We start from the raw sequence: 26,999 nt of genomic DNA, 5'->3' as shown, positions 1-26,999 counted from the left end.
AATTAAAATGTTGCATTAAGACCAGCTGTAATTGTTCTGTTAAATGGATAGCGTTCCTTTTTATCTACATTACGGGTTGCCTCAGGATCCCATCCATCATTAATTTTAGATATTTCCCAAAGGTCAGCACCAGCAACATATACCCTTATATTGCTAAACAATTTTTTAAAAGCCAATTGGGAGAAATTGTATCCCAATACTATATTTTTCAAACGCAGATAAGTTCCATCTTCAACAGACCAACTGGAGGGAATGTAATTGTAATTATTTGTAATGGTGTTATTAGAATAACTAGGGAATCTATTACCTGGTGTTTCCGGGCTCCACACATTACCTACCGACTGATCAGAAGTATTTAACCAAATCGCTTTGAAAGGAACTTTCCAGGAATCCAGTGTACGGTATACGGTACGCTTACTTACTCCCTGAAAGATAGCGGAGAAATCAAAATTTTTCCATTCCAGCCCTAAATTTAAAGAGAATGAGGCCTTCGGGTCGTCTGTACCTAAATAAACTAAATCACTTTGGTTTAGCTTGCCATCTCCGTTCTCATCGTTATACATATGATCTCCCAAACGAATCGCAGCCGGCATACCAATACTGTTGCTACCAAGGTAACGGTTAGTATATTTTTTCAATTGTTCCTGGTTCTGAATTTTTCCGACATACCTGTAACCAAAAACAGAATTCAGTGCGTATCCGTTAACTGTCTGATTTAATCCATCAGCAATCACATTATTGCCTCCACTGATCAGCTTATTTTCCATATAAGTATAAGTAGCACCAAGGTGATAAGAAAGCTCTCCTATTTTCTCACGCCAGCTTAGACTCCAGTCCATCCCTTTGGATTCAAATTTGCCATTGTTGGTTTGCGGAGCGTTGCCTCCAAGGACACCTGGCATGAGTACACCTACGAGCATATTATCATTTCGCTTTAGAAATATGTCAAAACTACCAGAAAGTCTGCGTCCAAAAATGCCAAAATCAATTCCCAAGTTATAGTTTTTGATACGTTCCCAGGTACGTTGTGTACTCACCAACTCATTTACAGCGGAAATATAGGAAATACTTCCATCACCTATATAAGCTCCTCCTCCCGAACGGAAATCGTACAACTGAATGCCATCAAAACGTCCGATTCCACTTTGATTTCCAACTTCACCATAGGAAACACGCAGCTTAAGTTCATCCAGAAATTTCTTCGCGTTTTCCATAAATGACTCCTTTGTTATTCTCCAGCCACCAGAAACACCATAGAAGAATGACCATCTGTTTTTAGGCTGAAATTTTGAAGATCCATCATATCTGGCATTTGCTTCCAAAAGATATTTGGATTTATAGTCGTAGTTAGCACGGGAAAAATAAGACATCAAGGCTTCCTGGTATCGCTGAACTCCATTGATTGTTATTTCTCCTGAACCATTTAACACGTCTAGAGAAGAATTGATATCTTTCGCTCTGGTCGCGTTGAAATCATAAGCCTTACGATCATACTGTGTACCCACCATTAGATTGATTTTATGATCTGACTGAATAGTTTTCATATAATTCATGTAAGATGCGATGGTATAATTGTCTGTTCTGGCATTTGATTTTGTGTAAGAACTGCTTGCTTTTGTTGGATAAGGGCTGTTGTCGCCAACGATCGCCTTGCCATTGTAGCTGTACCAGTCTATTGAAAGAAATTGTTCATCTCTTGTAGCGTAAGCAGTGCTGTAACCCAACGTAGTTATTAAGTTAAAATCTTTTAACATCTGATACTTAAAGGTCTCATTGGCCGTAAAAGTAGTCACCAGCAACTTATTATCACCACCCAGTTCAGCCAACCAGTTTGGTGTATATTGTCCACCCCATGCGTAAGCTTTTCCATCGATAGTAGATACAGGCAATCCTGGCTGAGGAGTAGATACGGTAAGCGCATTTCCAATCATGGTTGGAGAAATCTGATTCTGCCGACTGGAAGAAATTACAGATTCCACAGAGATTCGCTCAGAGAGTTTAAAATTATTGGACAACCTTAAATTGTAACGCTCATTACTGTTGTTTCCCCACTTCAGTGTACCATTATCTTTGAGGTACCCCAGAGATAAGCGGTAACCAGATTTTTCATTTCCTCCAGACAAACTCAAGTCATGTTGAGTTGAGCCTGCCCCGCCCCATAGTGCATCCGTCCAGTTGACATCATGAAAAACAAAGTCTGCCACCCCTCCAAATCTTCCCGGTATAGGATCGGGATTTTTACCATCGGTGAGATCTATATATGATCCCTTATTTGCTTTGGCCAGTCTTGCATATCTAACCCAGGTATCATCTTCGCCATAACCATCATTGTAACGGGCCTGAATAATTCCATCTATCCATTGGTCCATACTCATCAACCGTGGTTGCAACCCAACTTTTTTGTAGGTAAAAGAGCCATTATAATCAATTTTTAGTTTTCCAAGACTTGGTTTTTTAGTTGTTACAAGTATAACACCACCCGCAGCCTTTGCACCATAAATGGCTGCTGAAGCATCTTTTAATACATTTATAGATTCAATATCAGACGAATTTATCTGCGCCAGTACACCAGTACCATCTGCGGGCACACCATCGATAATCACCAATGGCTCAATATTATTTTTTGAAACAGCTCCGCGTACAGACACATTCCAACCTTCTTCTCCAGGAGTAGAGGAAGAGCGTGTTATTCTAAGCCCCGGAACTTGGCCCTGCATAGCTTGCAAAGGATTGGCAACAGTTCCCTTGTCCTGGAAAATCTCTTTTCCAACCACAGAAACTGATCCCGTTAAGGTCTCTTTCTTTTGCGTACCATAACCTACCACCACAACGTCATCCAGCATTTTATTGTCCTCAATGAGGACAATTTCCATAACTCCTGAAAAAGCTGCTGCTATTTCCTTTCTTAAATAACCGACGTAAGTTATCTCCAAAACAGCACCAGCTTCTGCTTTTAATTGAAAATTCCCATTAGTGTCAGTTTGCGTTCCACCAGTGACACCTTTGATTTTTATGGCAGCGCCAATAACTGGTTGGTTTTGTTGCGCATCTACTACTCTCCCCTTTACTGTCTGTTGTGCATACAATGGCATGTAGGCGAACAAAAACAGTAAAAAAATACAAGGTAAGCAGATGCTTTTTCGTGAAAAAATCCTCATTTTAATTTAATTTTTGGGTTTTATTTGGTTTGAATGATAATCTGTAATGAGTTTAATTCCTATTTAATTACAGGTAACTAAACCTGTTCACTTATTTGTTTATTTTTATTTTACACCACATCTTTTCATAGAATCATTAATTAAAAAGTATTTTTTCAAATAACAGATACTAGCGATACATCAAAATCACTTAAAAAACAATTACTGAAATGACGGGATTCAGTACTCATTATAAAATCAGACATCTGAATGTCTTTGCATAAATAGATGTAAAAAAATGAAATAAAAACTTATCAACCTGTAGAATATCTGATCATTAACTCCGCCGGGACCTCAATTTTCTCTGCATTGTTAGATCGACCATCAGCGTCCAACATTTTCAAAAAGGCATTAATAGATTGTCTTGCGAGCTTTCTAATGGGCTGTGCAACTGCTGTTATAGAAGGGGAGTAAATATTAAACACTTCATGGTCATCAAATGCAACTAGTGCCAGGTCCTTATGAGTAGACATTTTTAACTCATTTATCGCTTTAATACCACTAAAAGCAAGATAGTTTGTTGCAAAGAAAACAGCATCGATCTGTTGATTTTTCTTAATAAACTTCACCATTTCTTTTACTTTATAATCAAAATCACTAATAAATGGTATTTTTTTGATCGATAGCGGCAGATTACTTTCAGCAAGTGCGTCCTGGTAGACTTGACGTCGATCATGCATTTGACTCTGATCAGAATCAAGCTCTAAAAAAGCAATATTTTTAAAGCCTTTACTTGTTAGGTATTTTGCAGCATCATAACTTGCTTTATAATTATCGAGGACAACATAGCTGGTGTCAACACCTTCAAGATATCTGTCAAAAAGCACTACAGGAAGTCCATCGTCAAGCAGCCCCTTAATATCTTTTTCGATCCCAGATGGAGGAGTAATGATATAGCCATCAACATGTCGTTCTCTGAACATTCCAATGAGTTCCTGAGTTTTATGTAAATCGTTGTCTGAAATACAATAAATGATCCTATAGCCGTTCTGGTAGGCCAGTTCTTCTATATGATAGGCTACCTGCGCGAAGAAATAATAGGAAATATTTTCAACCATAAGGCCAATCATCATGGTTTTTCCCATAATTAAACTCTTGGCGAGCTGATTAGGTTTATAGTCTCTTTGCGCTAGGTACTTTGTAACACTTTCATCGAGCTCATCACTGATGCGCTTCTCCTTTGCCTTTCCATTTAAAATAAAGGAAATTGTTGTTTTTGATATGTTGAGTTCATTAGCAATATCTCTTATGGATAATATTTTTGCCATTATATATATTAAATTAATTTTTAATTACGATTCAGATCTAATTAAATAGAGCAAAATGAGATCATCGGCTGCCTTTATGAAATAACTAATTGTGTTGGCAGTAGGAAAATTATTTCCATTAAGCCAACGTCACAATTAAAAGACAACTAAAAAATATATCTATACTCATCATATTTTATTAAATTTTAATAATACTAACTGGTGCGATACTTTATACCATTTAATACACCCTTAGAATCAATTTATTGAAAACCCGAGTTTTTGATTCATACTAGCAAATTAAATCCAGTTAATATATAGTTTAATTGTCAACAGTATATTAACCGGATTTTAGCCGTCAGTATCACGCAAAACACCGTGCTATACAAATCAGCTTCCCTGCTACAAATTTACTTTATATTGATAACCAATTGTCTAACAACTTCCTTAACCCCCTCTCCAGTTGCATTGTTTGCTACAAAAGTTACATTATAGGTACCTGCTTTTTTAAACTTGTAAGTATATTTTGCCAAGGTTACTGTGAAATCCTTGATACCCACTCCATTGTCATTGGCTATTTTAGATAACTTGAATGGCTTTGAAATCGACCAATCTTCATCGCTTAAATCATCAATTCCAGCAGGAAAGAAAAGGGTCGAACCAATCGCCCACTTTAAGGAGTCTTTTACAGACCCGCCTTTGTAACTAAATTGCCTGAATCCAGTATTTCTAACATCAGTGGTTACAGTATTGTGTGAGTAAACAGTGCCGTCAGGGAAAGTATTTTTGAATGTCAGGCTACTCACTGTCCAAGCTCTGGCCCTACTGGTTGGAGAAGATAATTGGCTACTGTATCTGAAAGCCACATAAACTGTATCTCCTTCAGTCTGAAAGTCTGAAACATTTAGGACTCCTGAAGCTGTAGATGTTGCATTTGAAGCGAGTGTAACCTTACTGGTCATATCCTTCCATACAGCGTTCCTTATATTGGCCGAATCCGCCCTTCCATTGAAATTGGAAGAAACCAAAAACTTTAAGTTATTTGTCTGCCCAATTGTACTTCCAGCGGGTAGGTTCGCTAGCTGAGTACTAAAAGACAATTCATTTTTTGCCCCGGGACTGGACAGTCTTGTCCGGAACTCGTAACTACGACCTACTTCCCCGGAATAAAAAGATATGTTGTTTGGGTTTCCTAAAAACCTGAAGGTTACATCCTCATTCACAGCATAGGTGTCCTTGTCAGTTTGAACTAAAAAATCTTCCGGAGCAGCTAATTCTACTTTATTGCAGCTATAAATGACCAATACGGCTATCATAGCTAATAATACTTTAAATATTTTCATCTCTACGCTGATTAAAAACCAAGATTCTGGGTTAGTTTAGGATTATAATTGATGTTAGTTGCTGGTATCGGCCAAAACACATCCCTGTCGGATATATTGGTAACCGGAGCAATGGCAGGAGACTGAAAGCTTGCTGGTGCAGCAGGTATTCCTTCAGCAGTGCGCAGACCATTAATGTCATTCACCAAACCTTTAATAGTTGATACCAATATTCCCCAACGCCTTAAATCACCAAGTCTCAGGCACTCAAATGCGAGCTCGCGATAGCGTTCATCCCGCACGGCTTGTTTGAACGTATCTTTATTTAAACCTGAAAGGTCGACCGAAGGTGCCGCCCCAATCGAGGCCGTTGCCGTAGCCTGAACGGGTACTGTAAACACTGCACCCGTAGTTCCGGCAGCGGAAGAACCAGAGGTGTTAGTTGGTGCTGTATTGGTAGATTTACCCGCAGCAGTCACAGTATAGGTTCTGCCACCTGAGTTGATCTGCGTACCTGCAATGTAGTCTGTTTGAGCAGCCCAAGGTGTTGTTAGGCCTCCAACTGGCGAGCTGATTGTAATTGTTGGTGAGGAAGTGTAACCAGTTCCCTGATTGCGAAGAACTAAAGCTACACTACGATTTGCAGGGTTAAGATTTACTTCAAATACCGCTCCTGTACCTCCGCCACCAGATACACTTACGGTAGGGATTCCAGGGTAGCCCAAACCGATATTGGTAACATTAATTTCATCAATGGTTGGCGAAGCTTTAATGGAGCGGCGGCGGACTGTATTAATTGCTTCATAAGCCAAAGCTGTAGGCCCGTTGACTTCATTTTCAGCCTCAGCCAACATGAGTAGCACATCAGCATATCTTAATATCGGAAAATTTGCCGTTGTAGCTGTCCTGCTGTTAGACCGGTTACTTTGTGCTTCATACTCACGTCTGTATTTTGCAGGGTATCTTTCCCAGAGTTGAGTTGGAGAAAGCGGAGACTTCCAAATCGCATTGTTGGGAGCGGTTGTGTTACTGGAGTAGATATAATTCCCTACTGTCCAGTTTCTTCTTATGTCACTTGGAGAATAGGCTTTGTACAAACGGGGATGTATCTGAGTATAACCAAATGCATATCCCGTATCCAGGCCTAACACGGTTTGTACCTGCTGTCTCACAGCGACATTTACGCCAACTGCCCCTGGTATATTTACTGTTGATGTAGGCCCGAAGTAACCATAACCAACTTCCCACATGCTTTCCTTTAGTTCATATTTATCCTGCATATAATTGATAAAAATCTGTCTGAAATCCACATTCAGGCTATGTCTATTTGATTCTTTCACTTTCAATGCCCATTTCAATGCATCTGCATACCTTTTGGTATCATTAACAGGCTCGCCCGCGGCATACAAACACACTCTCGCCAGTATACCCTGAACGACATCAACCGTAGCCCGCTCCGCGTATGGAAATGCAGCTGAAGTTCTATTCTGAAGCAAACCCTCTGCAATGGTCATATCTGCTATGATCTGGTCGTAAACCAGTTTTGCGGGAGTTTCTTCTATAATTGCATCATTTACAGAGGATGTTGCCTTTAAAGGCATCGGGATATCACCAAAAAACTGAACCAGAAGAAAATAATAGTAAGCACGCATGAACATCGCTTCTCCTTTAGCAAAGTCGAGAGATTCCTGATCTATACCTGTTGATCTGCCAAGATTATCCAACATAGTATTTGCATAGTTGATATTTTTATAGCACTCCGTCCAATAAGAACCAATTATACCGATGTCAGGTGTGTTGCTGAAAGTTGTAGGTCCAGTTTGTGTGCCATTATAATAATATCCTTCATCTGTGGGCACATTAATATCCATAACGTTTGCACCCAAAGGCGTATTCTTTAAACCAGAATAGATACCGGCAAGGGCAAACTCCAACTGCTGCTTATTCTGGTAGTAATTCGAAGCAACATTAAAATCAGTAGGTTTTGTGTCAAGATAGTCCTTACAGGAACCAAATGATATCAAAACCAAAGTTGCTGTTAAAATATGATTTATCTTTTTCATGGATCTAAATTAAAATGTGATGTTAGCACCAAAAACGATTACCCTGGTACGTGGGTATGGAGAATAATCAAATCCCGGAGTCAATGCAGAATTTCTTGTTGACACCTCAGGATCAGGCCCAGTATATTTGGTCCAAGTATACAGGTTTTGTCCTGTCAGGTAAACCTTTGCAGATCCCAGCTTGATATTTTTCAATAGCTTCTCAGGAATACTATAAGACAACGAAACGGTTTTTAATCTAAGGAAGGATGCATCTTCGACATAATTAGTTGTGAAATAACGGATACCATTAGCATTTACCCGCTGGTATTTTGCTTCCTGATTATCGAAGTTCCAGCGATCAGCATATGTCGCGAACATGTTAAGCCCCAGACTACGTAAATCACCAGTAGTTAGACCTTCCATTCTTACCCTGTTTGCATTAAATACGTCATTTCCATAAGACCATTGAAAAAAAACATTCAGATCAAATCCTTTATAACCGAAATTATTGGAAATACCTCCAATATGTATAGGTAATGGAGAACCTATAACGGTAGCATCATTTGCATTGATAAAGCCATCACCATTCAGATCCTTCAATTTAATATCTCCAGGTTGGGTTGTAGCTTTCGAAGCCGTATAATATGGCACACCATCTTTCAGCGCATAAGTAGATCCGATTCCATTGGCACTCACATCAAAATCGCCTACCTGATACAATCCATCATAAACATAACCATAAAATTGTGCTACAGGCTGTCCCAATTTAGCAATATAGAATCCTGTTGAAAAATCAGCACTAAAGGCACCCGATGTAGAATTGTCAATTCTACTCTCCTGGTTACTGCTCAAAGCAAGTAACCTGTTGCGATTAAATGAAATGTTAAAGCTGGTATTCCAGTAAAAACTACCCCTAGAAACATTCGTTGAATTCAGGGAAATCTCCAATCCGGTATTTCTGATATTTCCGATATTCTGATTGGCACTTGTAAATCCGGAGTTAGAAGATATGGTACTATTTAGTAAAAGATCAATTGTCTTTTTGTTATAATACCCCACTTCTAAATTAAGTTTGTTTTTCAAAAACGAAAGCTCCAGGCCCATATCAAGCGTTGACGCAGTCTCCCAGGTTAGATTAGGATTGTATATGGTCTGAACACCGAGACCATTTATTGCCTGGTTATTCCATATGGTCCTTGTGGACCCTAAAATCCTTAATTCTGATTCGTATGCAAAATCAGATACACGGTTATTTCCAGTAAGGCCATAGCTGGCTCTAACTTTAGCTTCAGACAGAAAATTTTTGAACCCCTGCATGAATTTTTCGCGACCGAGTTGCCAAGATACCCCACCCGAAGGGAAGTATCCCCATTTGTTTCCCGGTGCAAATTTGGATGAACCATCGGCCCTAATTGTTCCCGTTAAAAAATATTTGTTCTTGTAATTATAATTGGCTCTTCCAAAATACGACATCATTGTACTCATTGAGGAATATGAAGTAGCGGAGCCCGTTAAGGTTCCTTCATCAAGGCCACTAACACCTAAATTTTCGTTAGGAACGTTGATGGCATTAAATCCATTCCCCTTAGTCATACTTTTCTGTGTGGTAAATCCCGCTAAAAAATTCAGGTCATGATCACGATATATCTTTTTTGAATAGGTTAGCGTATTTTCATTCAGATAACTTTGGAATAAGCCTGAGTTGATCCCTCCGTTCTGACCATTTGGATTGATTGCACCATAGGAATATACAGGAGCCCCCCCCCTGGTTAAAGAATTATGAAAAACTTCTCTGCCGGAAGATATATTGGTGACTCCTCCGGTAACTTTTAATTTTAAACCTTTAGTGATCTCATAATCTATATAGGCATTTGCAGAAAGGTTATTTTCCCGCTTTTCGTCTAATTCATTCAGCGTAGTAATGTAGGGATTCACACGCGCCGATCCGGCATCTGTTGAGCCAAAATCATAAAAGTCATCTTCAAGTCCGCTTATTGTACCGTTATTACCAACAGGCCTGTAGGCCCAAATATTAAACATTAAGTTAAACTGCGCATTATTTGTATTGGCATTTGTTCCTACTGCGGGCGTCTGTGTGCTGGTTACCGTACCAAAAGAACTCGTTGCACTGTAATTGGTAATTAGCCCAACTTTTAATTTTTCATTAAAAGACTGTTCCAGGGTAACTCGCCCCTGATAACGCTTGAAACCACTATTGATAATTAATCCGTTCTGATCTGTTAAATTTCCCGAAACGAAATAGTTTAAGCCAGAATTGCTCCTCCCCGATATGGATAAGGAATGACTCATATAAGGGGCATTGGTATACATCTTATCCTGCCAGTCGATGCCTTTGACATTCTTGTAGTCGTCCAGGGTTTTTCCATCAGAGAAGTAACTGGTATTCACAAAAGTTGTTACTGCAGAACTGTTGAGCGCAGCGGCAATTTCAGCCTGCAACCTGACATACTCATAGGCATCCATCAAATCCATTTTACTGGTTACCTTTTGAAAGCCCGCATATCCATTATAATTAATCACAGGAAGGCCAGCTTTGCCCCGTTTTGTCGTGATGATGATAACACCATTCGCTCCCCTTGCACCATATATAGCAGTAGATGACGCATCTTTTAAAACAGTAATGGACTCGATATCATTTGGATTAATGTTATTAAAAGCATTTCCTTCCTGCGGAAAGCCATCAATAACATATAACGGACCTGCACTACCAAAAGTTCCGACTCCCCGAACAATAATGTCGCCATTATTACCAGGCTGACCGTCCGGGGACACCACCTGCACACCCGCCACTCTACCGGCAAGCGCCTCGTCCAGGGATTTAACCGGTGCTTTCTCAAAGTCTTTCATATTAACCACGCCAACCGCTCCAGTGAGGTCGCTTTTTTTTGCAGAGCCATAAGCAATCACAACCTCTGTCAGAGAACTTACATTCTCCCTAAGTATTACCGTAAGCGTTTTTTTATCCCCAACAGGAACCTCCGTTGTATTATAGCCGATGTAAGATAACACCAGTATGGCATCCGCAGTTTTAGGGGGTATTTTGATACTAAATTTACCATCAGTAATCGTCATTGTACCTAACTGACTATTCTTCAACTTGACGCTGACACCCGGCAGACCGACACCACCATCATCTGTGACTATACCCGTAATTAACCTATCCTGTCCATAGGAGAGTGTAGCAATGAGCTGAAAGAATACGATGCATAATAGCTGCAAATATCTTCTATTTGAACTAAGGATCCAATTCCGGATACAGTAGAAAATTGTGCAAAAGTGAGTAAAACTTTGTTCCATGAATATTTGGTTAAAATGAAAAAGTTAGAATATCAGCAGACGTTTTATAATCGTCAAGCTGACATTACACCTAAAAGACAACCAAATATTTATCTTATACTCATTGAATTACAACGTTTTTTTCAAACGTAAAAAGATCACATACCTAAATCTTTTTCTTCTACCTAAACCAGCCAAAATCAACATAGCCACCTACCTAACATCGGGCTTACTTGGGCAAAAAATTCCAATCTTGGCTCCAATCCACTTATCAGTCTGCGCATTGAAAGAAATGCCTATAGGATTAAATTGACACCACCTTCACTATAAGTAAAAGTACACAGCGGATCGGCCGCAGATAGATGCAGCCTGAGGTAAACTTCTTATTTCAGGATTTTATTTCTTCCATCAACAAACCCATATTTCCGTTCAATGCATCCTTACAGATCACCTGACTTAGCTTTTAACCTGCTTCATCTCTTGAAATCGCAACATAAGTATAATCATTTCCCATCATAAATAAACCAGCTTTTTTACCATGCATACTTCCCCCCATTCGATCCCTAATTTCACTTTTTTTGTAGCGGTAAAGTTGGGAGCAGGCAGCTTTTGCAGTAATAAATTCGGCACTGGCCATAGGTTTGTAGCATCTTTATGGTTGTATAAACAAAAAGCCGCAGGTAGTGCTAATTTCTAATCATTAAGCTCCAATGTATTTTTGATTTGTATGCCATTGCCACCGCAAACCAAATCCATCGGTGTCTGACTCTTCACTCTCCAAAGGAATTATCATTGAATAGCTCTTTCCACATAGAATCATCAGCGTATGCCTGGTGAGGCACTTCTTTTATTTTCTTATCACTTTCTTTGTTATATACAACAGCGTGATATGAAGTATAATCGGGCCTAAAATGATTCTTAATGGTAGTCTTCACATGAGATACTGCAATTTTAAAAAGCCTTTTACTGCCTGCGTTTTTAGAAACTAAGAACAACATTTCAAGATTGATCATATTATCTATAATAGTATTTTTCTGAGGCTATTCCCTTTCTGGGACCGGCCGGCGCCAGGAGAGTATTGTTCCAATAATTAATATTAAATAGCGTAGCTAGTATATCAGTAGCGGCAAGTATAATCTTTTTATATTCTGAATTTTTGGTTAACCGGTAGCCATTACCAATGGCTATTAAAAATCTGAAAACAGATATCTTGATCAAAAGCTCTTATCTGAGAAAGTGGAGCAAGTTACCGGGAGAACCGATCATCCTGTTCTTTAAACCTGGTCTGATGGGTACTTTCATAAACATAACACAGTATACAAGACCAAAAACCACTTCACGATTCTTTATAACCTACAAAACGCCAGTCTTTTTTGTCATGTCCGACACTGCGTTAAATATTAAGACTATCTGAAGAAATAACTTTCAAAGTTTGAAGCTTGTTCAAATAAAAAATCGTTTTATAAGGATTAAATTGTGCATTAATTGCAGAACAAGAAAATAGAAATACAGAAGACATCAATAAGGTTCGCAAAATTTTCATAAAAATTCAATTGTGGTTATTTGTAAGACAGCAGAAAAATAATTCTAACTCAACTGATCAGCGTTCTCTGATCTATACAGGACTAATGATCATTGCCTGACCACCTTTTGCCTTTATTTCAATTGAAAACACATCTCCTTTTTTAACCCTCAGACTTCTCTTCGATATACCGCCATTTCCATCATCTTCGTAGACAGTGGCATTATACCTCTTCTTAGCATCCAGAAAATCCAATTTAATAGTCTGTTTCCAGTCGGTTAGTCCTGCTGCATTCCCCAAATACCAGGTTGCAGCACTTCGCCTGGCAACACAAACAGACTTTCCTATTTCTCCAGATACGTAATGCGTTTCATCCCAAACAGTCGGAACATACTTAAAAAACTCAATTTCATTTTCGTTTGTATAATCATTCGGTTTCCCATACCAGAATATCGCTTGGAGAGGACTATAATAAACTACAGTCAAAGCAAGTTGCTGCGCTTTACTAACCTTCAAATTCTTTGTAAAATTATTCTTAGGATTGGGAAAGCAGAACGTAAAATCTGCAGCGCCAGCTAAAAAACGTGTATACGGCAAAGTGGTATTATGAAAAGCATCAGGCCCATTTTCATCCCCCCTTATACCTTCCTGAGAAAACAAGGAAGGGTAAGTTCTACTCAATCCCGTTGGTTTATAATTATCGTGAATGTTCAGAACCAAGCCATAGTCATTTACTTTCTTTATCGCACCACTAAGCCAGGTAAGACCTTTCTGCGTAAAACCATCGACAAATCCAAACTTCATACCAGCAATTCCCCATTTCTTATACAAAGGTAAAATCTCATCCAAGTGATTTTGCAATGCAATATAATTGACATAGAGTAGTACACCCACACCTCGATCTTCACCATATTTGATAACCTTCTTTAGATCTAGCTTTTCAATGGGTAAACGAGGATCAGATGAGACTGACCGCTCCGGGCCATACCAGCCGGCATCGAACATGATGTATTTAAAATTCATTTTATGAGCAAGATCTATACAGTCCAGACCTGCCTGAGTATTTAAATCCGACCTGATCAATTTTCCCGGTTTAATACCAGCGGCTAATTTTAGTGAAGGTGCAGGACTTAATTTTAAGAACAAATCACTATACTGATGTAATCCAATAGCGGATTTCGAAAAACTTATGGTTCTCCAAGGCGTGTCAAAAGCTTCTGAAAACTTAACATTCTTATCTTGAGCAAAGGAAACTACCAAACTATTACTTCCCTCTCCTTTTTGAAGTTCAGCTTTGGTATAGCTGGTATTGTTTGCTTCACCTATCATAAGAAATAAATTACCGTTGCTAAGTGTAACCGGGAAGTCGGAGTTGGTTCGTAATGAATCAATCATTGTAGGTGTAAAGACAGATTCATGGTGATACTGATACAGCAGATACGGGTCCGGGAAATTAAAAGCAGTCAATTCCTTTTCAATGACAAAATCTGTTTTCTTTTGCTTAGGAATTACATATTTGAATGCTAGACTCCCATTAAAAAGCCTGATAGTAACATCAAATTTAAAATCTTCTGAACTACAAGAGAGGATCATTTCCTGAAACCTGCTTTCAATAAATTCCCGTTCGCCAAATTGCCATTTGAATTTCTCAACATATTTTTTCTGGACAACTTTTCCGATAACGATATTTTTTCCTGTTACAGCGTCCTGCAGTTTTAATCCCAAATCCGACCAGTCAACAACAGTCTTACCATCATAACTGACCATGTATTTTAGTGTTCCTTCAGAATCTGTTGAAAATGTTGCTGCTGTGTACTTATCAGGTGAATACACCTGATAAGTAGCCTTATGCTGAGCGAAACTATTAAATCTGTTGAACAATAAAAGCAGCAAAAACAGCTGCGAAAAACGAGGAGTAAAAATCTTCATAATTATCTTATTTGTCATTTATATGTGGCATATTTAAAAAGCAAAGTTCCAAATGCAGGTTGATCCCTGTCATATCCTTCCGGCCTGGTTCGTTCCAAAACTTTTCTGGTAAAAGGCATGGAAAGCCCTTTTAAGCCTACATAGTGGTTGTAAACCATTTCGTAGATAGGTATGAATTTCCCCCTTCCAATGGCCGAAATTTCCGTCCAGTTACTATATTTCCCTGTAATATCTTTCCAGCGAACAAAAGGAACATGATCTTCTCCTAAATTGTATTTAGCTACATATTCGAAACCATTAAGCAATCGATTATTAAAGATTTTGTACAAGTCCTGTCCTTGATTCCAGGAAATTTCGCATATAGATGCCATTGCTCCCAAACCCAGTTGAGCATGTCCCTGATCACGTCCACTTTCTTGAATCTGACCGTTTTCACTGACATAATTTTTTATGGTTCCATTATCATTCCCATTTATGTAAAATTCTACCGCACTACGGTACATCTTTTCATCGTCAAAATACACTGCCGCCCCAATATACATACGGGTGACTATTGCCCCCCAATTTCCGTTAGTGTATGCCCTGGAACTATAAAAACGATCACATACGGGCAAAAAAATACATTTAATCATTTTATTGATTTTATCGACCTGGAACTTTTTCAAGCCACTCTCCGAATGCGATAATATTTCAATAGCATTCACAATTTTAGATCCCTCCAGGCCTGCCAGCAAGGCAGCATCGTTACTTACAGGAATTCCCTTTAAGCTATCAGCGTAAGATTCGAGAATTTCTATTGACTTACGGGCATGGGCCTGATCTTTAGTGATCATCCACATAATTGCATTGAGGTAGGCTGCACTAAAATCCATTTCCATTTCACCCTTAGTATACTTAAACTCACCATCACGTGCAATGAACTCAAAAGGGCCCCTTAACTGGTAGAAAGCACTTGCACAAGGATGCCCGGCCATCAGGAGATAAGCGCTGTAGCCGGGAACATTTTTTCGCTGAACAACCTCACGCATAGTTTCAAATGAGGCCAAGGAATGCAAAACACCAGGATGTACAAAGCGTTTCTGAGCACGGCCATTAAAAAACAACAGAGATAGCATTATTAAATAAAAAATCCTGATCGAATAGAACATAAAAATGTTAATTGACGTTTAAAACCAGTTTTCCATCTTTATAAATCACCGGCGATGTTTTTGCATTTAGGTTGAGCTGAGCTGGTTTAGTATTTAGCTTTAAATCTGCGCGAATGGTGGGCTGTCCTTGCAAAACTACCTCTGCCGTACCATTCTTGTAGTTGCTGACCATAAAAACCTTTGAGAGCGAATGCAGTACGGTTTCGTTTGCTTTCCTTAAATAGCTACCGTTAGCTACGAAATACCGCTCTACATTTGACACGGAAGGAATTTTGACATTTTCATTATATGTTAAAGCCATCAAGTAAGCATCAGTTTCCCAGCCATTAATTGCATTATTACTGTTCCGATGCATAAGCCTTCCATCAGCCAGCAGGTTAAAATAAAGTTCTGTCACTTTTCCCTTTTGAGTAATTTTCACGCCGATGTAATTTTTTCCTTCCAGCTTTTCAATCTGAGGAAGATTGGTTCTCGGCGAAGGAGCAACGGCACCTGAATAACCCGTAAAGGTGTCCATCGCTTTATGCTGATCCCAAAGTAATATAATTGCATTAATGAATTTTGTCTGACTATAGTTTTCCGGAGGGTAAATAGCGAAATAAGGTAATTTTGTTTTTGCATCGTGATCCTTAATTGCCATACGCTCTTCCAAACGCATTTTTTCAGGAAAATCATGAGGATAACCATTCGGCAAAGTTTCAGGAAAAAGCGGTCTGACAAGAACAAGTGCTGAATCATTCTCTATTTCCAGGTCTATCCCCTTCTTTTTAATAGTGTTGGCATAGTGCAACAACCACTCGAACCGACCTTGCTCATAAGCTTTGACATCATCAATAACCAGGATAACATCTCCGATCCAGAAAAAACTGCGATAATTTTTCAAGAAATTTTGAGCTGTTGGACCCTGGGCATCAGCAAGAATGTATTTGATACCTCCAGCATCCATTAAGTGATATAAATGCCCGCTGTTTTTAACAGCAAAATGCTGATCTTGAGAATTTTGAGCCTTCCCATTGAATAACATTACATTATGTACCTCGCTGCGAACTGAATAAGCACTATATTCAGCATCTCCATAACTCACATTGCCGCCATCTATCAAAATATTTTTTCCACTATGGTATAAAATAAACGATCCAGCATCTGCATGAGCATGATTCCAGGTAAAACCAGACTTGACACCAAGCAATGTTGCATTTTTATCCCAGGACGATCTCAACATTGCCCATCCCATATCCGGATATATAGCAGATCTCGGCAACTCAGGACTTTCAGGCGATGAGACCCTACCCGGAGAATAAAGCAATCCCAATGGCGTACTTATCCGAAGGTCTTCTTTATGCCTGCTGTTTCCCAGATGATTGAGGTACCAGTTGTAGTTTTTATTCTTAAAGCCAAGAGCGAGCATTAACTTAACAAGTCGGTCACCGTTCGCATAAGGATTTGAATCACCAAAGTTCAGTGACATCAAAGCCCCTGAATTCGGATAAGAAATGTCCATAAACCAGGTGATTGTTTTTTCAAGCAGTTGATCATAAGGCATTTTTATGGGAGAAAACGCATTGGTCCAGGCGACGCGGAACATCAGGTACTCACCGATACCAAAATTAGCATAGCTCACACTCTCATAAAATCCACCAGCAGAATCGAAATTAGACGGCTTGTTTTCTAGAATACTTCCTGAAAAACCAAACCATTCCTTACTTGCCAGAATCACATCTTCAGCCCAACTTTTAGCTTCAGGTATCTCAGTCATCACTGCCAGAGATGCCATACCCGCCTGAAACACAATAGAACTCCACCAGTTGTGGCCCATGGAGTTGATCGAGTGAATACGCTGATCATGTGACAACCAATCCGCCAACGATGGCTTTATTCCCAGAGCGACAATACCATTGGCAATAGTTCTCCTTTCCTCTGAAGAGAGCACGTCATATATTGCATCGAAAGTAACTGCTGTTAAAAAATTTTTATGTGCTGTCCCCAATCCCGAGTTCCATTCTGGCGTACGATCCTCCATTCCATCCCAGCCCTTTTGCTCAGTCAACTGGATCAAGAGTCTTTTAGCCTGTTCAGCATAACGACGCTCACCCGTCATTCTGTATGCCAAAGCCAAACCTTCTATATCCACCCCCTTGCCTTGACAAATGGACTGATCAGCTTTCGATTTAATGCCATTCCAAGAATTGTAAAATGAGCTGTCGCGTTTTATTTGTTCTTTAACATGATTTATACGCTCGGTGGTATACAACAAATAAGGATGGCTTTTCACCTTATCCGCCTGTTGTGAGAGCCCTTTGCTAAAGGAAAATAAAGACACGATCGTAATAACAAAAAATATTGGCTGTCTCACACCTGATATAATTGATTTCATCTAGTAATTATACTTTAATTTCCAGCTGACATAACCGCCATATTGTTGAGTATACGTTGCCAATGTTTCTTTACGTTTACGCTCGAAATTTCATTCTTTTTAAAAGAAAATGGAAGTTCGCCTTGAATATCTTTGATAAGAGAATTATCTATGTTCATATAATAATGACAAAGACATTCCGATTACATACTCAAAAAAGTAATATTTTTTAAAAATAGGAATTATACAGGTAGGTTATACTTTAGTGTTATCGCTAAAAGATCCTTACAAAGTTACTTTTATAGATCACATCTGGTCGAATGAAATAAAACAAGTGGGGTTGGTACTGAACCAATATGATGATGACTTTAAGATCTTTTAGGCCTTGTTTTTTCATTTCGTTCAAGAAGATTCCGCCCCTCGACCAGCCCAATTTCGTTAGCTATGCTACCCCAGTGGCCTCGGACCCCATTGACTTAGGTGCCATCCTGTTCCGTCACTTCAACCGTTCTAAAAACAATTTTTTCTATCTTCTGATGCAGTTCCTTTCCAGCTTTATCTCGTATTTGATATACTGCCAGATAGAGGTTTGAGAATTCAGCTGACCACAGCATAGGATTTTCAGCCTTATGCTTAACGCGAAATGTCCCCGATTTTACACTGATAGGATCGCTAAAAACAGCGATTTTTTCACCCTTAAATCCTGGATAGACAATTATAATTTCTTGTCATTTCTATATTTACTTATCGCAACATCCGTCTTAATTGTCCCATCTGCACCTGCATCGATGTCCAGATGCTCAATATATTCAACAGGATTAATCTGAAGATATACCGGGCGAAAAATCCCTCCGAAATTCCAAAAATCAGATTCGAGTTCGGCTTGGTTTACAGATTTATTCTCAGAAAGTTTTTTTACTTTTACTTCCAGTATATTCTTATGCTCATAGCTTAGGAAAGCTGATATGTCAAAATTAAATTCATACGCCCATGATGCTTTCCGACAGATTTACCATTCGGGAAATACTTCACAATCTGTAAATACGCCTTCAAAAAACCGAAAGTTTTTTCCTTTCCACTGGGGAACTTAATTAAAGCATACTCATAATATCCTTCCTCATTGAATCGCTTTTTTATTGGTACATATCCTTAGTTATAATGTCAAAAACTTTTCTGTTCCCAGAAGAAAGATACATTAATATTGGTCCATTTTTTACTGTTCATACCCGCTGAACAATAAAAATCCCAGCTTAAAGTACTTTCTGCGCCAGTCTCAGATAAATACTTAACCTGAGACTGTGCAAAAGAAGTTATGTTAGATAGAAATAAAGCAACCCAAAGTATCGTTTTGTATCCATTGATTACAATTATGTTTTCAATTCAGCAGCTAAGCGGAATATCGCTCCAAACTTGACTTAGCCATTCATCATCCTATAAAAAGTATTTACAGTTTAGTTAAAATCCATAATTGATTATTGGTATTAGCCTGTGGCCAAAATTGCATAATAGATCCATCAATCGTGCCACCACCTGTGTCGATACATTTACCATTAGAACGATTAACTAGCCTGTAAGAACCTCCCTGAGGAACGATCGACCATTGCTGATTATTACTACCGGTTCCGGCCCATTGACCGACGGTTGAAGCATTTGCTGTATGCCCTAATCCATCAAGATATTTACCGCTTTGTATACACTTTAGTCTGTAGTAATCTCCATATGGTTCTACAGCCCACTTTTGACTATTGCTGCCTGTATTTATCCATTGTCCGACCTCCGACCCATCTGTTGTAAGACCTAGATTATCCAGTTTTTTTATACTAGCCACATTAGTTAGCATGTAATTACCACTTATGTTTACCGTCCCGGTTCCTGAAATATTATCAAAAGTAGCCGCGGTAGTTACCCCAGCAGTAGTCGAGCCACTACATACATAGAAACCAACATAGTAACTAGCAGACATCGAAATTGTCACAGAACCAACAGAAAACCAGGTAATTCCATCAGAGGATTGATATCCGGCGAATACATTTCCTACTCGCTGCAATCTGAACCAAACGGGCTGCCAGGTATGAGAGTCACCAGCACTCCAGGAAGTCCCCCCAGCAGTCGTCGCCCGCGTGGCAAGCCATACGGTTCGAAATCCGGAATCACCCAGACCAATAGAAGCCATCGCAGAATTAGCATTGAGGGATTCGCGCATAATGATGCCTGCTCTGTCCGCATTGGTCGAGGAAAGCGTAGTGCTAAGCAGACGGCTTGTAATGGTAAAATCTCCTGTCACATTAAGATTCAAGTAAGCATGTGAATCAGCGTTACCGCCAATTTTAACGCCAGAACCAGTTACTACAAAAGTTTTATTATTGGCATCTGCATACACAGTGCTCCCATTAGAGGCAACAGTTCCAACATCATTCATATTCCATTCGACGGGAATCGCAGTACCTGATGCTGCAGGTACTGCGATTGCCACTCCTGAGGCCGCACCAGTTCCCGATTGATTTCTAGCTGAGACCTTATAATAGTAAGTCGTGCCATTGGTTACGGTCTTGTCTATGTATTCCGTTGAAGTATTGTAATCAAGTGTTCCTATAGGTGTAAAAGTACCACCGGCACTCGTGGAACGCAAAATACTGTATCCATTGGCAACGTTTCCAGTTGGCTTTGTCCAATGGAGTGCTATACTTGATAATCCTGCAGTAGCGGTCAGACCAGTTGGAGCTATAGGAAGCGGCTTTGGATTGAATATCGTTGTGGTATCAGAAAGCGTGTAAGTCAGGCCGCAGTAACCTAAATATTCTCCCGTAACTGCCTTCATCCCCCTTAGATTGATCATTGCTCTGGTAAATGGAGCACTTAATCCTTTACTAACTACATAATAATTATAGATTAACTCATATGCGGGAGCCTGGCTAATACGATTTTGAGCGCTCAAAGCCAAGTACAAAAAATTGTGGTTATCACAGTCATTATATGGAACCCAGTTAACCGCATTGTTCAAATTGAATTTACTGAAATATTCAAATCCGGCAAGCAATCTGTTGCTTGAAAAGCCAAACAAATCCACGCCCTGATTCAATGCTGTCTGGCACATCTCAGCCATAATGGTTGGGCCAATTTCTGCATGTGGCTGGTCACGACCCATTTCAGATATCTGACCGGAAGCATGTGGGATCGCATTCAGGATATTTCCGCCACCAGTGCCAGTTTTGTAATAATTTATTGCTTCATCAAATTTTGCCTGATCATCACATAATATACCTATATAAAGGATGCAGGCATTGGCCGGTGCGTCCCAACCTGGCCAGCTACCACAGCCTCCAAGAAAATTATGACAGGCCGGATAGAAATAATTAAGACTAACATTCTTAAAACGCGTAAAATCTGTCGGTGCCCATCCGGGATAAGTCCTTAAAAGTTCGGCAGCCTGTACCATCTGCATAACAGGAAGCTGGAATAATTCTCCTGATACGACCTGGTTGATAGCAGCAGACCAGGCATTCAGAATTCGGACGGCGCAATTAGCATAGGTTGTATCCCCAGTGATATGCCAGCGTAATGTGTTGTAGTAAGCTGCAGTTGCATCTCTTGCCGCTTGCTGACGAATTCCTGAGCCGCCGATATTTGAAGAAGGATTTGCCACGTATGTATTACGAGCTTTAGAATCTGCAATCATCAAATTCCAACCTTCAATCCATGGGGAAATATTTGCTGCAACTTTAGTTTTCATCCTGTTCAGATCAGCCTGATTATGTACCCCACCAGGATGTACAAATTGGCTTTTAACGGTCTGGCTTGCTAAAAACAACAAGAAAAAAAGAAAAACAAATTGTTTACTGTCCCCTTTAAAGAAAATAGCAACCGAAACATCGGTTAACTTTTTCCTGATTAATAAAAATGCAATCATGGTCTATATATAATTTGGTTAGATAAAGCGCTTTAGATTTCTTGTTTATCAGCTTTTGGAAGTACTGTCTAAAACAATATTATTTCTTCACTATAGAGAAGGACAACGAGATAAGTAAATTATACTCAAATATTTATAAAAAAAAATATGCAAAGGCAGGCCACATATCAGCAGTCTCAAAAATATCAGCATATTGTCATTACGATTTTTAAGATTAATTTTTAACAGAATAACACGATGATCGACTCTGCATATAATCATTTATCAAAAAAGAACCTCTCCCTAAGCAGATCTACTATTTGGTTATCTTTTTATTAATTAGCAAATAGAATATCCAGATAGCTTTTCCATGAAAGCTTTACAGACAATTCATTAGTGAGTTTGACGGAAGGTCAACCTTATTACTATACTTGATCTATTGCTGAGCAATCTGAAATCACAAAACTAAGAATTTATCTAGATGCCAATCAATCGTTGCATAGAGCGTCAAAAAAATTATGGTACTAAATTTAATTACTTTTAACGGTTGCAAACTGACAAAAATAAGAAACACTAAAAATACCGGTTAATGTATACAATTTTTCAAACTCAAGATATGCCGAAACTATCAAGATGTATTTAGACGGAAAAGCAGAAAAAACCCGGATTTATTTACCAAAAGGAAAAGCTAAATTGGCATTTACAATAGGTAATATAGCAGAAACCACTGGCAAATTCCCGTGATCGATAAAAAAAAGAATCACGCAAATAGGGGTTATGAATTTCATTCCTTCGCGCATCTAAAAGATTTATACTTGTTATTAAAACACATTCAAAGCAAAAGATCGGAAAAAAGTTTCCTAGCATCAGCAAGCAATGACACTTTGTCGGGGTAAAGCAATTGTTTTAAATGGATATGTCAATAAATGTCCTCTATCAACTACCAAGCTCTCGCCATTTTTAATCTTGGACAGGAAAATCAGCGGAATCACAACGGCACACATTATACCGATGAGTAAAAAACCTTCACAATAGCTTGTGCTGCGAGGGCATCATCAGCATTTAGCCCGGTGCCGCTTTTAGCATCGGGCACTAACTGGAAACTATGCCATTCAACTTCTATCTGATCCCTGTTTGGGAAATATTTCATTGCCGTTTCAAAATTTCTTTTAACTAGGTAGCAAAATGGACAGGCGATGTCAGACCAGATATCTACTTTTATCTTTTGATTTGCTGTTTTCATGTTAGTTAATTTTAAGTTTTTTTTGTTTGAAGTTTTATCTACCCCTTGCTCTGGGTTTTCCTGGCTACAAGCCGTAAATACAAGGCAATCAATAGTAGCTGGAAAACTATGGTTGCTTGTTTGATCATATAACTGAGTGATTCTGCCACAAATTTCCGGCTTGGCAACTATAAATCAGATATGTCTTAACTTTAGTGTAGTGGTTACAAAAAGGGAAGTATATTACCATTGTATATGTTGATAATTATCGGGAACTTAGTCTAAAATAATATTGAGATGAGGGATGATAATATAATTTACGATCTGGAAAATCCACTGTTATGCGGAAAAATGCTTCGCGGTATTCGTGACGCCAAGGATGTACTGAATGGTAAATGGAAAACTTTTATTATAGGTACATTAATGTATAAAGGGAGTATGCATTTTATGCAGTTAATGCGTGAAATAGAAGGGATAGCACCAAGAATGCTGTCTAAGGAATTGCAAGAGCTGGAATTGCACCAGCTTATAAAAAGAACTGTATTGGATACCAAGCCGATAAAGGTGCAATACGAGATTACCAAGCATGGCATGAGCCTGCAAACTGTACTCAACGCTATTGCAGATTGGGGCTTACACCACAGGAGGGAAATGATTGGAGGTGACTCAAAGAAGCTGTAAAAAATCTTTTTGAAGCAATCACTAATACAACCAATATCACTTTAAAGGCAATATATCAGGACTTATCATTTAAATGCTATTCGGGGAAAAAATCCGCGACGGATTTCAGGAGGTAATAGTTTTGATAATTAAAATAAAAGCCTTCAATGATTCATTTTTTTAAGATTTATTTTGTTAAACTTATTTTTAGTATGCTCTTTTTAAACGGTTAATTATATGATCTTCTATGTATCGATAATAATTATGATTTCAATTGCCGTTTTTATTGAAAACATTAATGCTCACATGGGTATAGGTATTTTTTTACAATTCGCCTACATGTTTGTTATACCTTTGTGTTTAGTTTAAAAATCATTTCAAAACTAAATGTTAAGAAAATTTCATTCAAGAAGATCTTATGGCTGCTACGATAAGGTTTAATGACAAGAAAGCCTATTTTAAAGCCAAGCCCTATTCCTGTAGTAGATTTTTTTTTAAGGCTTGCGAAAATATAGATCAAAAATTCCTTACGGATAGATATTTGGAATACGGATACAAGTTTTCTTGATCTGAAATATGATTATTAGCTTTTCCGCTTGGCTTGATTAGGGTTGAATATATTATAGATGTCATTGCATTTAGTTGTCAATTTTAAAGCATGCCCACTATGCAAAAATATCTGGGATAGTCAATCACCTTCTCCTAAAACTTGCAAATCACTCATTCCATTGTAATAGGATAGCTAAATGAATCCAACTTTGGATTGGTTTTAAAGGCTGTTCCTAATTTTTGCAATAATAAATCTAGATTAAAAGTCTGATTGTTGATTACAATTTTAAGCTTGTCTATGATGTCAAAATCAAGAACTTCATCAATAATGTGCATTGGGTTATTTGATGGAAACAGTAGTAAATGCAGATTTTCGCTCTTATCTCCCGATTCATCTTTGGTCAATAATTAAATCTGCCATACCGAGAAAAAGCATTTAACAGAGTTTCCTCATTTGACATTCAAAGATAAAGCTTGGCTTAATGATATGCTGTGCTTTTCATTAACAATTTTTAAAAAATTCAAATTAAGCTTCCTTCCGAATGCAATATATTATCTTAATATTTAATAGAATAATCATAATGGTTATGAAATTATATTTTTATTCGTTCACAATATTTTTATTATACTAGATTTTTAGCCATTTATTTTTATAAGTCTTATGTAATATTAATAATAATTACCCAAGATTAAGATCTGCGTTTATATTGTAACTCTAAATACCCTGATCATTATTTATCATACTGGCTCATAATTTATTTTTTATAAAAAGTGCTCCCAATAGGAGCTCCTGAACTGTCAAAATCAGTGTTTTAACGTCTGAATAATTATGGCCCAAAGCACCGGTAATTCCGTTTATGCAATCCAGCAAAATTTTTGCCCTCAGATCTAGCTTGTTTGGTTCGGATCCTTTGAAAACCCCATCTTTAGTTCCTTTTAAGATTATTGATTCTAAGATCATTAAGTCATCAGGACTGCTGAGTGAAAGTATTCTTTTCAAAATTTCCGGATGCGTATCTATTTCCGCACTCAAATGTTCATACTGTCGGATCTTTGAAATTACGAAGTTTAACTTAATTGCAATAAATTCAACAAACATCTTGTCTGCACTCTCTATTTCATTTATATTTTCAGCCAATTTTGATTTATAAGAAGCAAGTTCATCATTGATAACATAATCGAAAATATCTTCCTTGTCTTTGAAATATAGGTAAAGTGTCGACCTAGATTTTCCTACAGCCCTCGCAATATCTTCCATAACAAGAGAGTGATATCCAAATATTTCGATTAGTTTCTTAGCCTGCTCCAGCACCTGCAACTTGAATGACTCTTCTTTGGATGTATCTTTCATATACCCGAAATAGAGCAAAAAAAATTGATTGTCAAAATCTATCATTCATTTTTTATAAATGATGAAATAGCTATATATACAACAAATGAAATAGACTAAGCAGTAAAATATAACACAATGACAAAAACTTTTATTTTGTCATTGTGTTATATATTCAAAATTATGTATTTATTAATCTAAAAAAATTACTATGTCGAAATTACAAAAACCTAATGAAGAAGCACTAAAAGTATGGTATCTTCATGGATTAAGTTCATTGAAAAAAGCCAATGAAATTGGAGTAAAAACAACTGAAAAATTGAAAGAATACATTACTTCTGAAGAATTGAATGATGCTATTGACCATGGTTCGGCTGCTGCTGCAGAACATGCGAAAAAAATAGATACTTTAATAGAAGAGACAGGCCAAGAAGTTCTTGAGATAAATAACGAGATTATGCAGGGCATTCATGACGCCACTGATAGTATTGCTGAATCTAAAGATGAAGATGTTAGGGATTTGGGGGTAATTGCATCTGCTCAAATCGCATTGCATTATTACATATCAGCTTATGGAGGATTAGCAGCGACGGCAAATAAGCTTGGTTATAAGAAGCAAGCAGAAAAATTTTCAAAAATGACTGACGAGATGAAAAAAGCTGATGAACATTACACAAAATTGGCAAACTCAAAGGTATAAGCAGTCCATTTAGTATTAAAGAAACAATCTATTTTTCTAAAACCGATATCAGTTATGTATATCGGTTTTTTTTAATAAGAAAGCGCTAAAACCATAAAAGACAACATTCACATAACTACTCATTTGGTTATACTATTCCAAAGCTGAATTAGATATTTTACGGGCGGACTGGTACTCATCAAGAAAACCAATACACTATCAGTCATTATTTAAGATTTAGATTACATCATTGATCTCCTAAAGCACATTTATTTTTCATGATGAATTGAATTAGAATGGTATTGACATGTGAACCATCATACGGTTGCCTGCATAGGCTCTGCCACCAGCAAGATCCTGTGAACGTACATTTTGATAATTGGCACCGAATGACAGTCTTTTCATAGCCACCTCGACACCCCCAACAGCAGATAAAGAATAACCGCCCGAGACAGCCACATCATATTTCTTATTCTCCACATCTTTATCGGCCGTTTCGTAAAGTACGCCAACATTTGGAGCTACCGTTACTTTATTTGCTATCCGAAATTTATAATAAGCCAATACATTTGTGGTGAATTTATTACCATAACTGTATTCATGCTTATTCTCC

17 protein-coding genes and 1 pseudogene are annotated in these 26,999 nt (G+C 38.1%); 2 read left to right on the top strand and 16 right to left on the bottom strand.

All coding sequences use genetic code 11. From position 1 onward, the window contains the following. Positions 1-2: 2 nt before the first annotated feature. The 13 genes from IM797_RS10960 to IM797_RS10900 form a co-directional block, all read right to left on the bottom strand. The gene (locus tag IM797_RS10960; protein ID WP_194127174.1) at positions 3-3,158 is read right to left on the bottom strand and encodes a TonB-dependent receptor; all 3,156 of its coding nucleotides are present in this window, start codon (positions 3,156-3,158) and stop codon (positions 3-5) included. A gap of 293 nt (positions 3,159-3,451) precedes the next feature. Further along, positions 3,452-4,465 (bottom strand): LacI family DNA-binding transcriptional regulator, encoded by a 1,014-nt coding sequence (locus tag IM797_RS10955; protein WP_228098817.1) that lies wholly within the window; start codon positions 4,463-4,465, stop codon positions 3,452-3,454. A gap of 389 nt (positions 4,466-4,854) precedes the next feature. Continuing rightward, positions 4,855-5,787, bottom strand: coding sequence for a DUF5017 domain-containing protein (locus IM797_RS10950; RefSeq protein ID WP_194127173.1), 933 nt, complete (start codon positions 5,785-5,787; stop codon positions 4,855-4,857). An 11-nt stretch (positions 5,788-5,798) separates the two neighbouring features. After that, entirely contained in the window at positions 5,799-7,829 is a 2,031-nt protein-coding gene (locus tag IM797_RS10945; protein ID WP_194127172.1) for a RagB/SusD family nutrient uptake outer membrane protein, read from the bottom strand. Positions 7,830-7,838: 9 nt separating this feature from the next. Beyond that, positions 7,839-11,051 carry a TonB-dependent receptor gene (locus IM797_RS10940; RefSeq protein WP_228098816.1) on the bottom strand — a complete coding sequence of 1,071 codons (3,213 nt, stop codon included), beginning with the start codon at positions 11,049-11,051 and terminating at the stop codon, positions 7,839-7,841. 520 nt (positions 11,052-11,571) lie between these two features. Beyond that, the gene (locus IM797_RS10935; RefSeq protein ID WP_194127170.1) at positions 11,572-11,745 is read right to left on the bottom strand and encodes a hypothetical protein; all 174 of its coding nucleotides are present in this window, start codon (positions 11,743-11,745) and stop codon (positions 11,572-11,574) included. 133 nt (positions 11,746-11,878) lie between these two features. Further along, positions 11,879-12,121: a hypothetical protein gene (locus IM797_RS10930; RefSeq protein WP_194127169.1), complete on the bottom strand. Its 243-nt coding sequence runs from the start codon at positions 12,119-12,121 to the stop codon at positions 11,879-11,881. A gap of 602 nt (positions 12,122-12,723) precedes the next feature. Then, on the bottom strand, positions 12,724-14,559 hold the full coding sequence (locus IM797_RS10925; protein WP_194127168.1) for a glycoside hydrolase family 97 protein: 1,836 nt from the start codon (positions 14,557-14,559) through the stop codon (positions 12,724-12,726). A 14-nt stretch (positions 14,560-14,573) separates the two neighbouring features. Beyond that, positions 14,574-15,674, bottom strand: coding sequence for an alginate lyase family protein (locus tag IM797_RS10920; RefSeq protein WP_194127167.1), 1,101 nt, complete (start codon positions 15,672-15,674; stop codon positions 14,574-14,576). 40 nt (positions 15,675-15,714) lie between these two features. After that, complete coding sequence (locus tag IM797_RS10915; protein ID WP_194127166.1) at positions 15,715-18,081, bottom strand: heparinase II/III family protein; 2,367 nt, start codon at positions 18,079-18,081, stop codon at positions 15,715-15,717. Between the two features lie 694 nt (positions 18,082-18,775). Beyond that, the gene (locus tag IM797_RS28685; RefSeq protein ID WP_194127623.1) at positions 18,776-19,069 is read right to left on the bottom strand and encodes a sugar-binding domain-containing protein; all 294 of its coding nucleotides are present in this window, start codon (positions 19,067-19,069) and stop codon (positions 18,776-18,778) included. Positions 19,070-19,504: 435 nt separating this feature from the next. Next, on the bottom strand, positions 19,505-21,967 hold the full coding sequence (locus tag IM797_RS10905) for an RICIN domain-containing protein (protein ID WP_194127165.1): 2,463 nt from the start codon (positions 21,965-21,967) through the stop codon (positions 19,505-19,507). A 982-nt stretch (positions 21,968-22,949) separates the two neighbouring features. Continuing rightward, positions 22,950-23,189 (bottom strand): DsbA family protein, encoded by a 240-nt coding sequence (locus tag IM797_RS10900; RefSeq protein ID WP_255526826.1) that lies wholly within the window; start codon positions 23,187-23,189, stop codon positions 22,950-22,952. A 276-nt stretch (positions 23,190-23,465) separates the two neighbouring features. Here IM797_RS10900 and IM797_RS10895 point away from each other — a divergent pair, with 276 nt between their 5' ends. Next, positions 23,466-23,849, top strand: a complete 384-nt coding sequence (locus IM797_RS10895; protein WP_194127164.1) for a helix-turn-helix domain-containing protein — start codon at positions 23,466-23,468, stop codon at positions 23,847-23,849. Between the two features lie 699 nt (positions 23,850-24,548). On the opposite strand, the gene IM797_RS10890 is transcribed toward IM797_RS10895, so the two are convergent. Next, positions 24,549-24,782, bottom strand: coding sequence for a hypothetical protein (locus IM797_RS10890; protein ID WP_194127163.1), 234 nt, complete (start codon positions 24,780-24,782; stop codon positions 24,549-24,551). Positions 24,783-25,125: 343 nt separating this feature from the next. Then, complete coding sequence (locus IM797_RS10885) at positions 25,126-25,728, bottom strand: TetR/AcrR family transcriptional regulator (RefSeq protein WP_194127162.1); 603 nt, start codon at positions 25,726-25,728, stop codon at positions 25,126-25,128. A gap of 190 nt (positions 25,729-25,918) precedes the next feature. Here IM797_RS10885 and IM797_RS10880 point away from each other — a divergent pair, with 190 nt between their 5' ends. Continuing rightward, on the top strand, positions 25,919-26,407 hold the full coding sequence (locus tag IM797_RS10880) for a ferritin-like domain-containing protein (protein WP_194127161.1): 489 nt from the start codon (positions 25,919-25,921) through the stop codon (positions 26,405-26,407). Between the two features lie 270 nt (positions 26,408-26,677). Here IM797_RS10880 and IM797_RS10875 read toward each other — a convergent pair. Then, positions 26,678-26,999 (bottom strand): annotated as a pseudogene (locus tag IM797_RS10875) (transporter); the annotation flags it as partial.

The sequence above is a fragment of the Pedobacter sp. MC2016-24 genome (assembly GCF_015223055.1).
Taxonomy (GTDB): Bacteria; Bacteroidota; Bacteroidia; order Sphingobacteriales; family Sphingobacteriaceae; genus Pedobacter.
The sequence above is the reverse complement of the archived record's forward strand: the minus strand, read 5'-3'. Positions and strand labels throughout refer to the sequence as shown.

What these genes read in the sequence shown, in the direction of transcription:
- IM797_RS10960 (WP_194127174.1), bottom strand. Translation starts at nt 3,158, where the DNA reads ATGAGGATTTTTTCACGAAAAAGCATCTGCTTACCTTGTATTTTTTTA.
- IM797_RS10955 (WP_228098817.1), bottom strand. Translation starts at nt 4,465, where the DNA reads ATGGCAAAAATATTATCCATAAGAGATATTGCTAATGAACTCAACATA.
- IM797_RS10950 (WP_194127173.1), bottom strand. Translation starts at nt 5,787, where the DNA reads ATGAAAATATTTAAAGTATTATTAGCTATGATAGCCGTATTGGTCATT.
- IM797_RS10945 (WP_194127172.1), bottom strand. Translation starts at nt 7,829, where the DNA reads ATGAAAAAGATAAATCATATTTTAACAGCAACTTTGGTTTTGATATCA.
- IM797_RS10935 (WP_194127170.1), bottom strand. Translation starts at nt 11,745, where the DNA reads ATGGCCAGTGCCGAATTTATTACTGCAAAAGCTGCCTGCTCCCAACTT.
- IM797_RS10930 (WP_194127169.1), bottom strand. Translation starts at nt 12,121, where the DNA reads ATGATCAATCTTGAAATGTTGTTCTTAGTTTCTAAAAACGCAGGCAGT.
- IM797_RS10925 (WP_194127168.1), bottom strand. Translation starts at nt 14,559, where the DNA reads ATGAAGATTTTTACTCCTCGTTTTTCGCAGCTGTTTTTGCTGCTTTTA.
- IM797_RS10920 (WP_194127167.1), bottom strand. Translation starts at nt 15,674, where the DNA reads ATGCTATCTCTGTTGTTTTTTAATGGCCGTGCTCAGAAACGCTTTGTA.
- IM797_RS10915 (WP_194127166.1), bottom strand. Translation starts at nt 18,081, where the DNA reads ATGAAATCAATTATATCAGGTGTGAGACAGCCAATATTTTTTGTTATT.
- IM797_RS10905 (WP_194127165.1), bottom strand. Translation starts at nt 21,967, where the DNA reads ATGATTGCATTTTTATTAATCAGGAAAAAGTTAACCGATGTTTCGGTT.
- IM797_RS10900 (WP_255526826.1), bottom strand. Translation starts at nt 23,189, where the DNA reads ATGAAAACAGCAAATCAAAAGATAAAAGTAGATATCTGGTCTGACATC.
- IM797_RS10895 (WP_194127164.1), top strand. Translation starts at nt 23,466, where the DNA reads ATGAGGGATGATAATATAATTTACGATCTGGAAAATCCACTGTTATGC.
- IM797_RS10885 (WP_194127162.1), bottom strand. Translation starts at nt 25,728, where the DNA reads ATGAAAGATACATCCAAAGAAGAGTCATTCAAGTTGCAGGTGCTGGAG.
- IM797_RS10880 (WP_194127161.1), top strand. Translation starts at nt 25,919, where the DNA reads ATGTCGAAATTACAAAAACCTAATGAAGAAGCACTAAAAGTATGGTAT.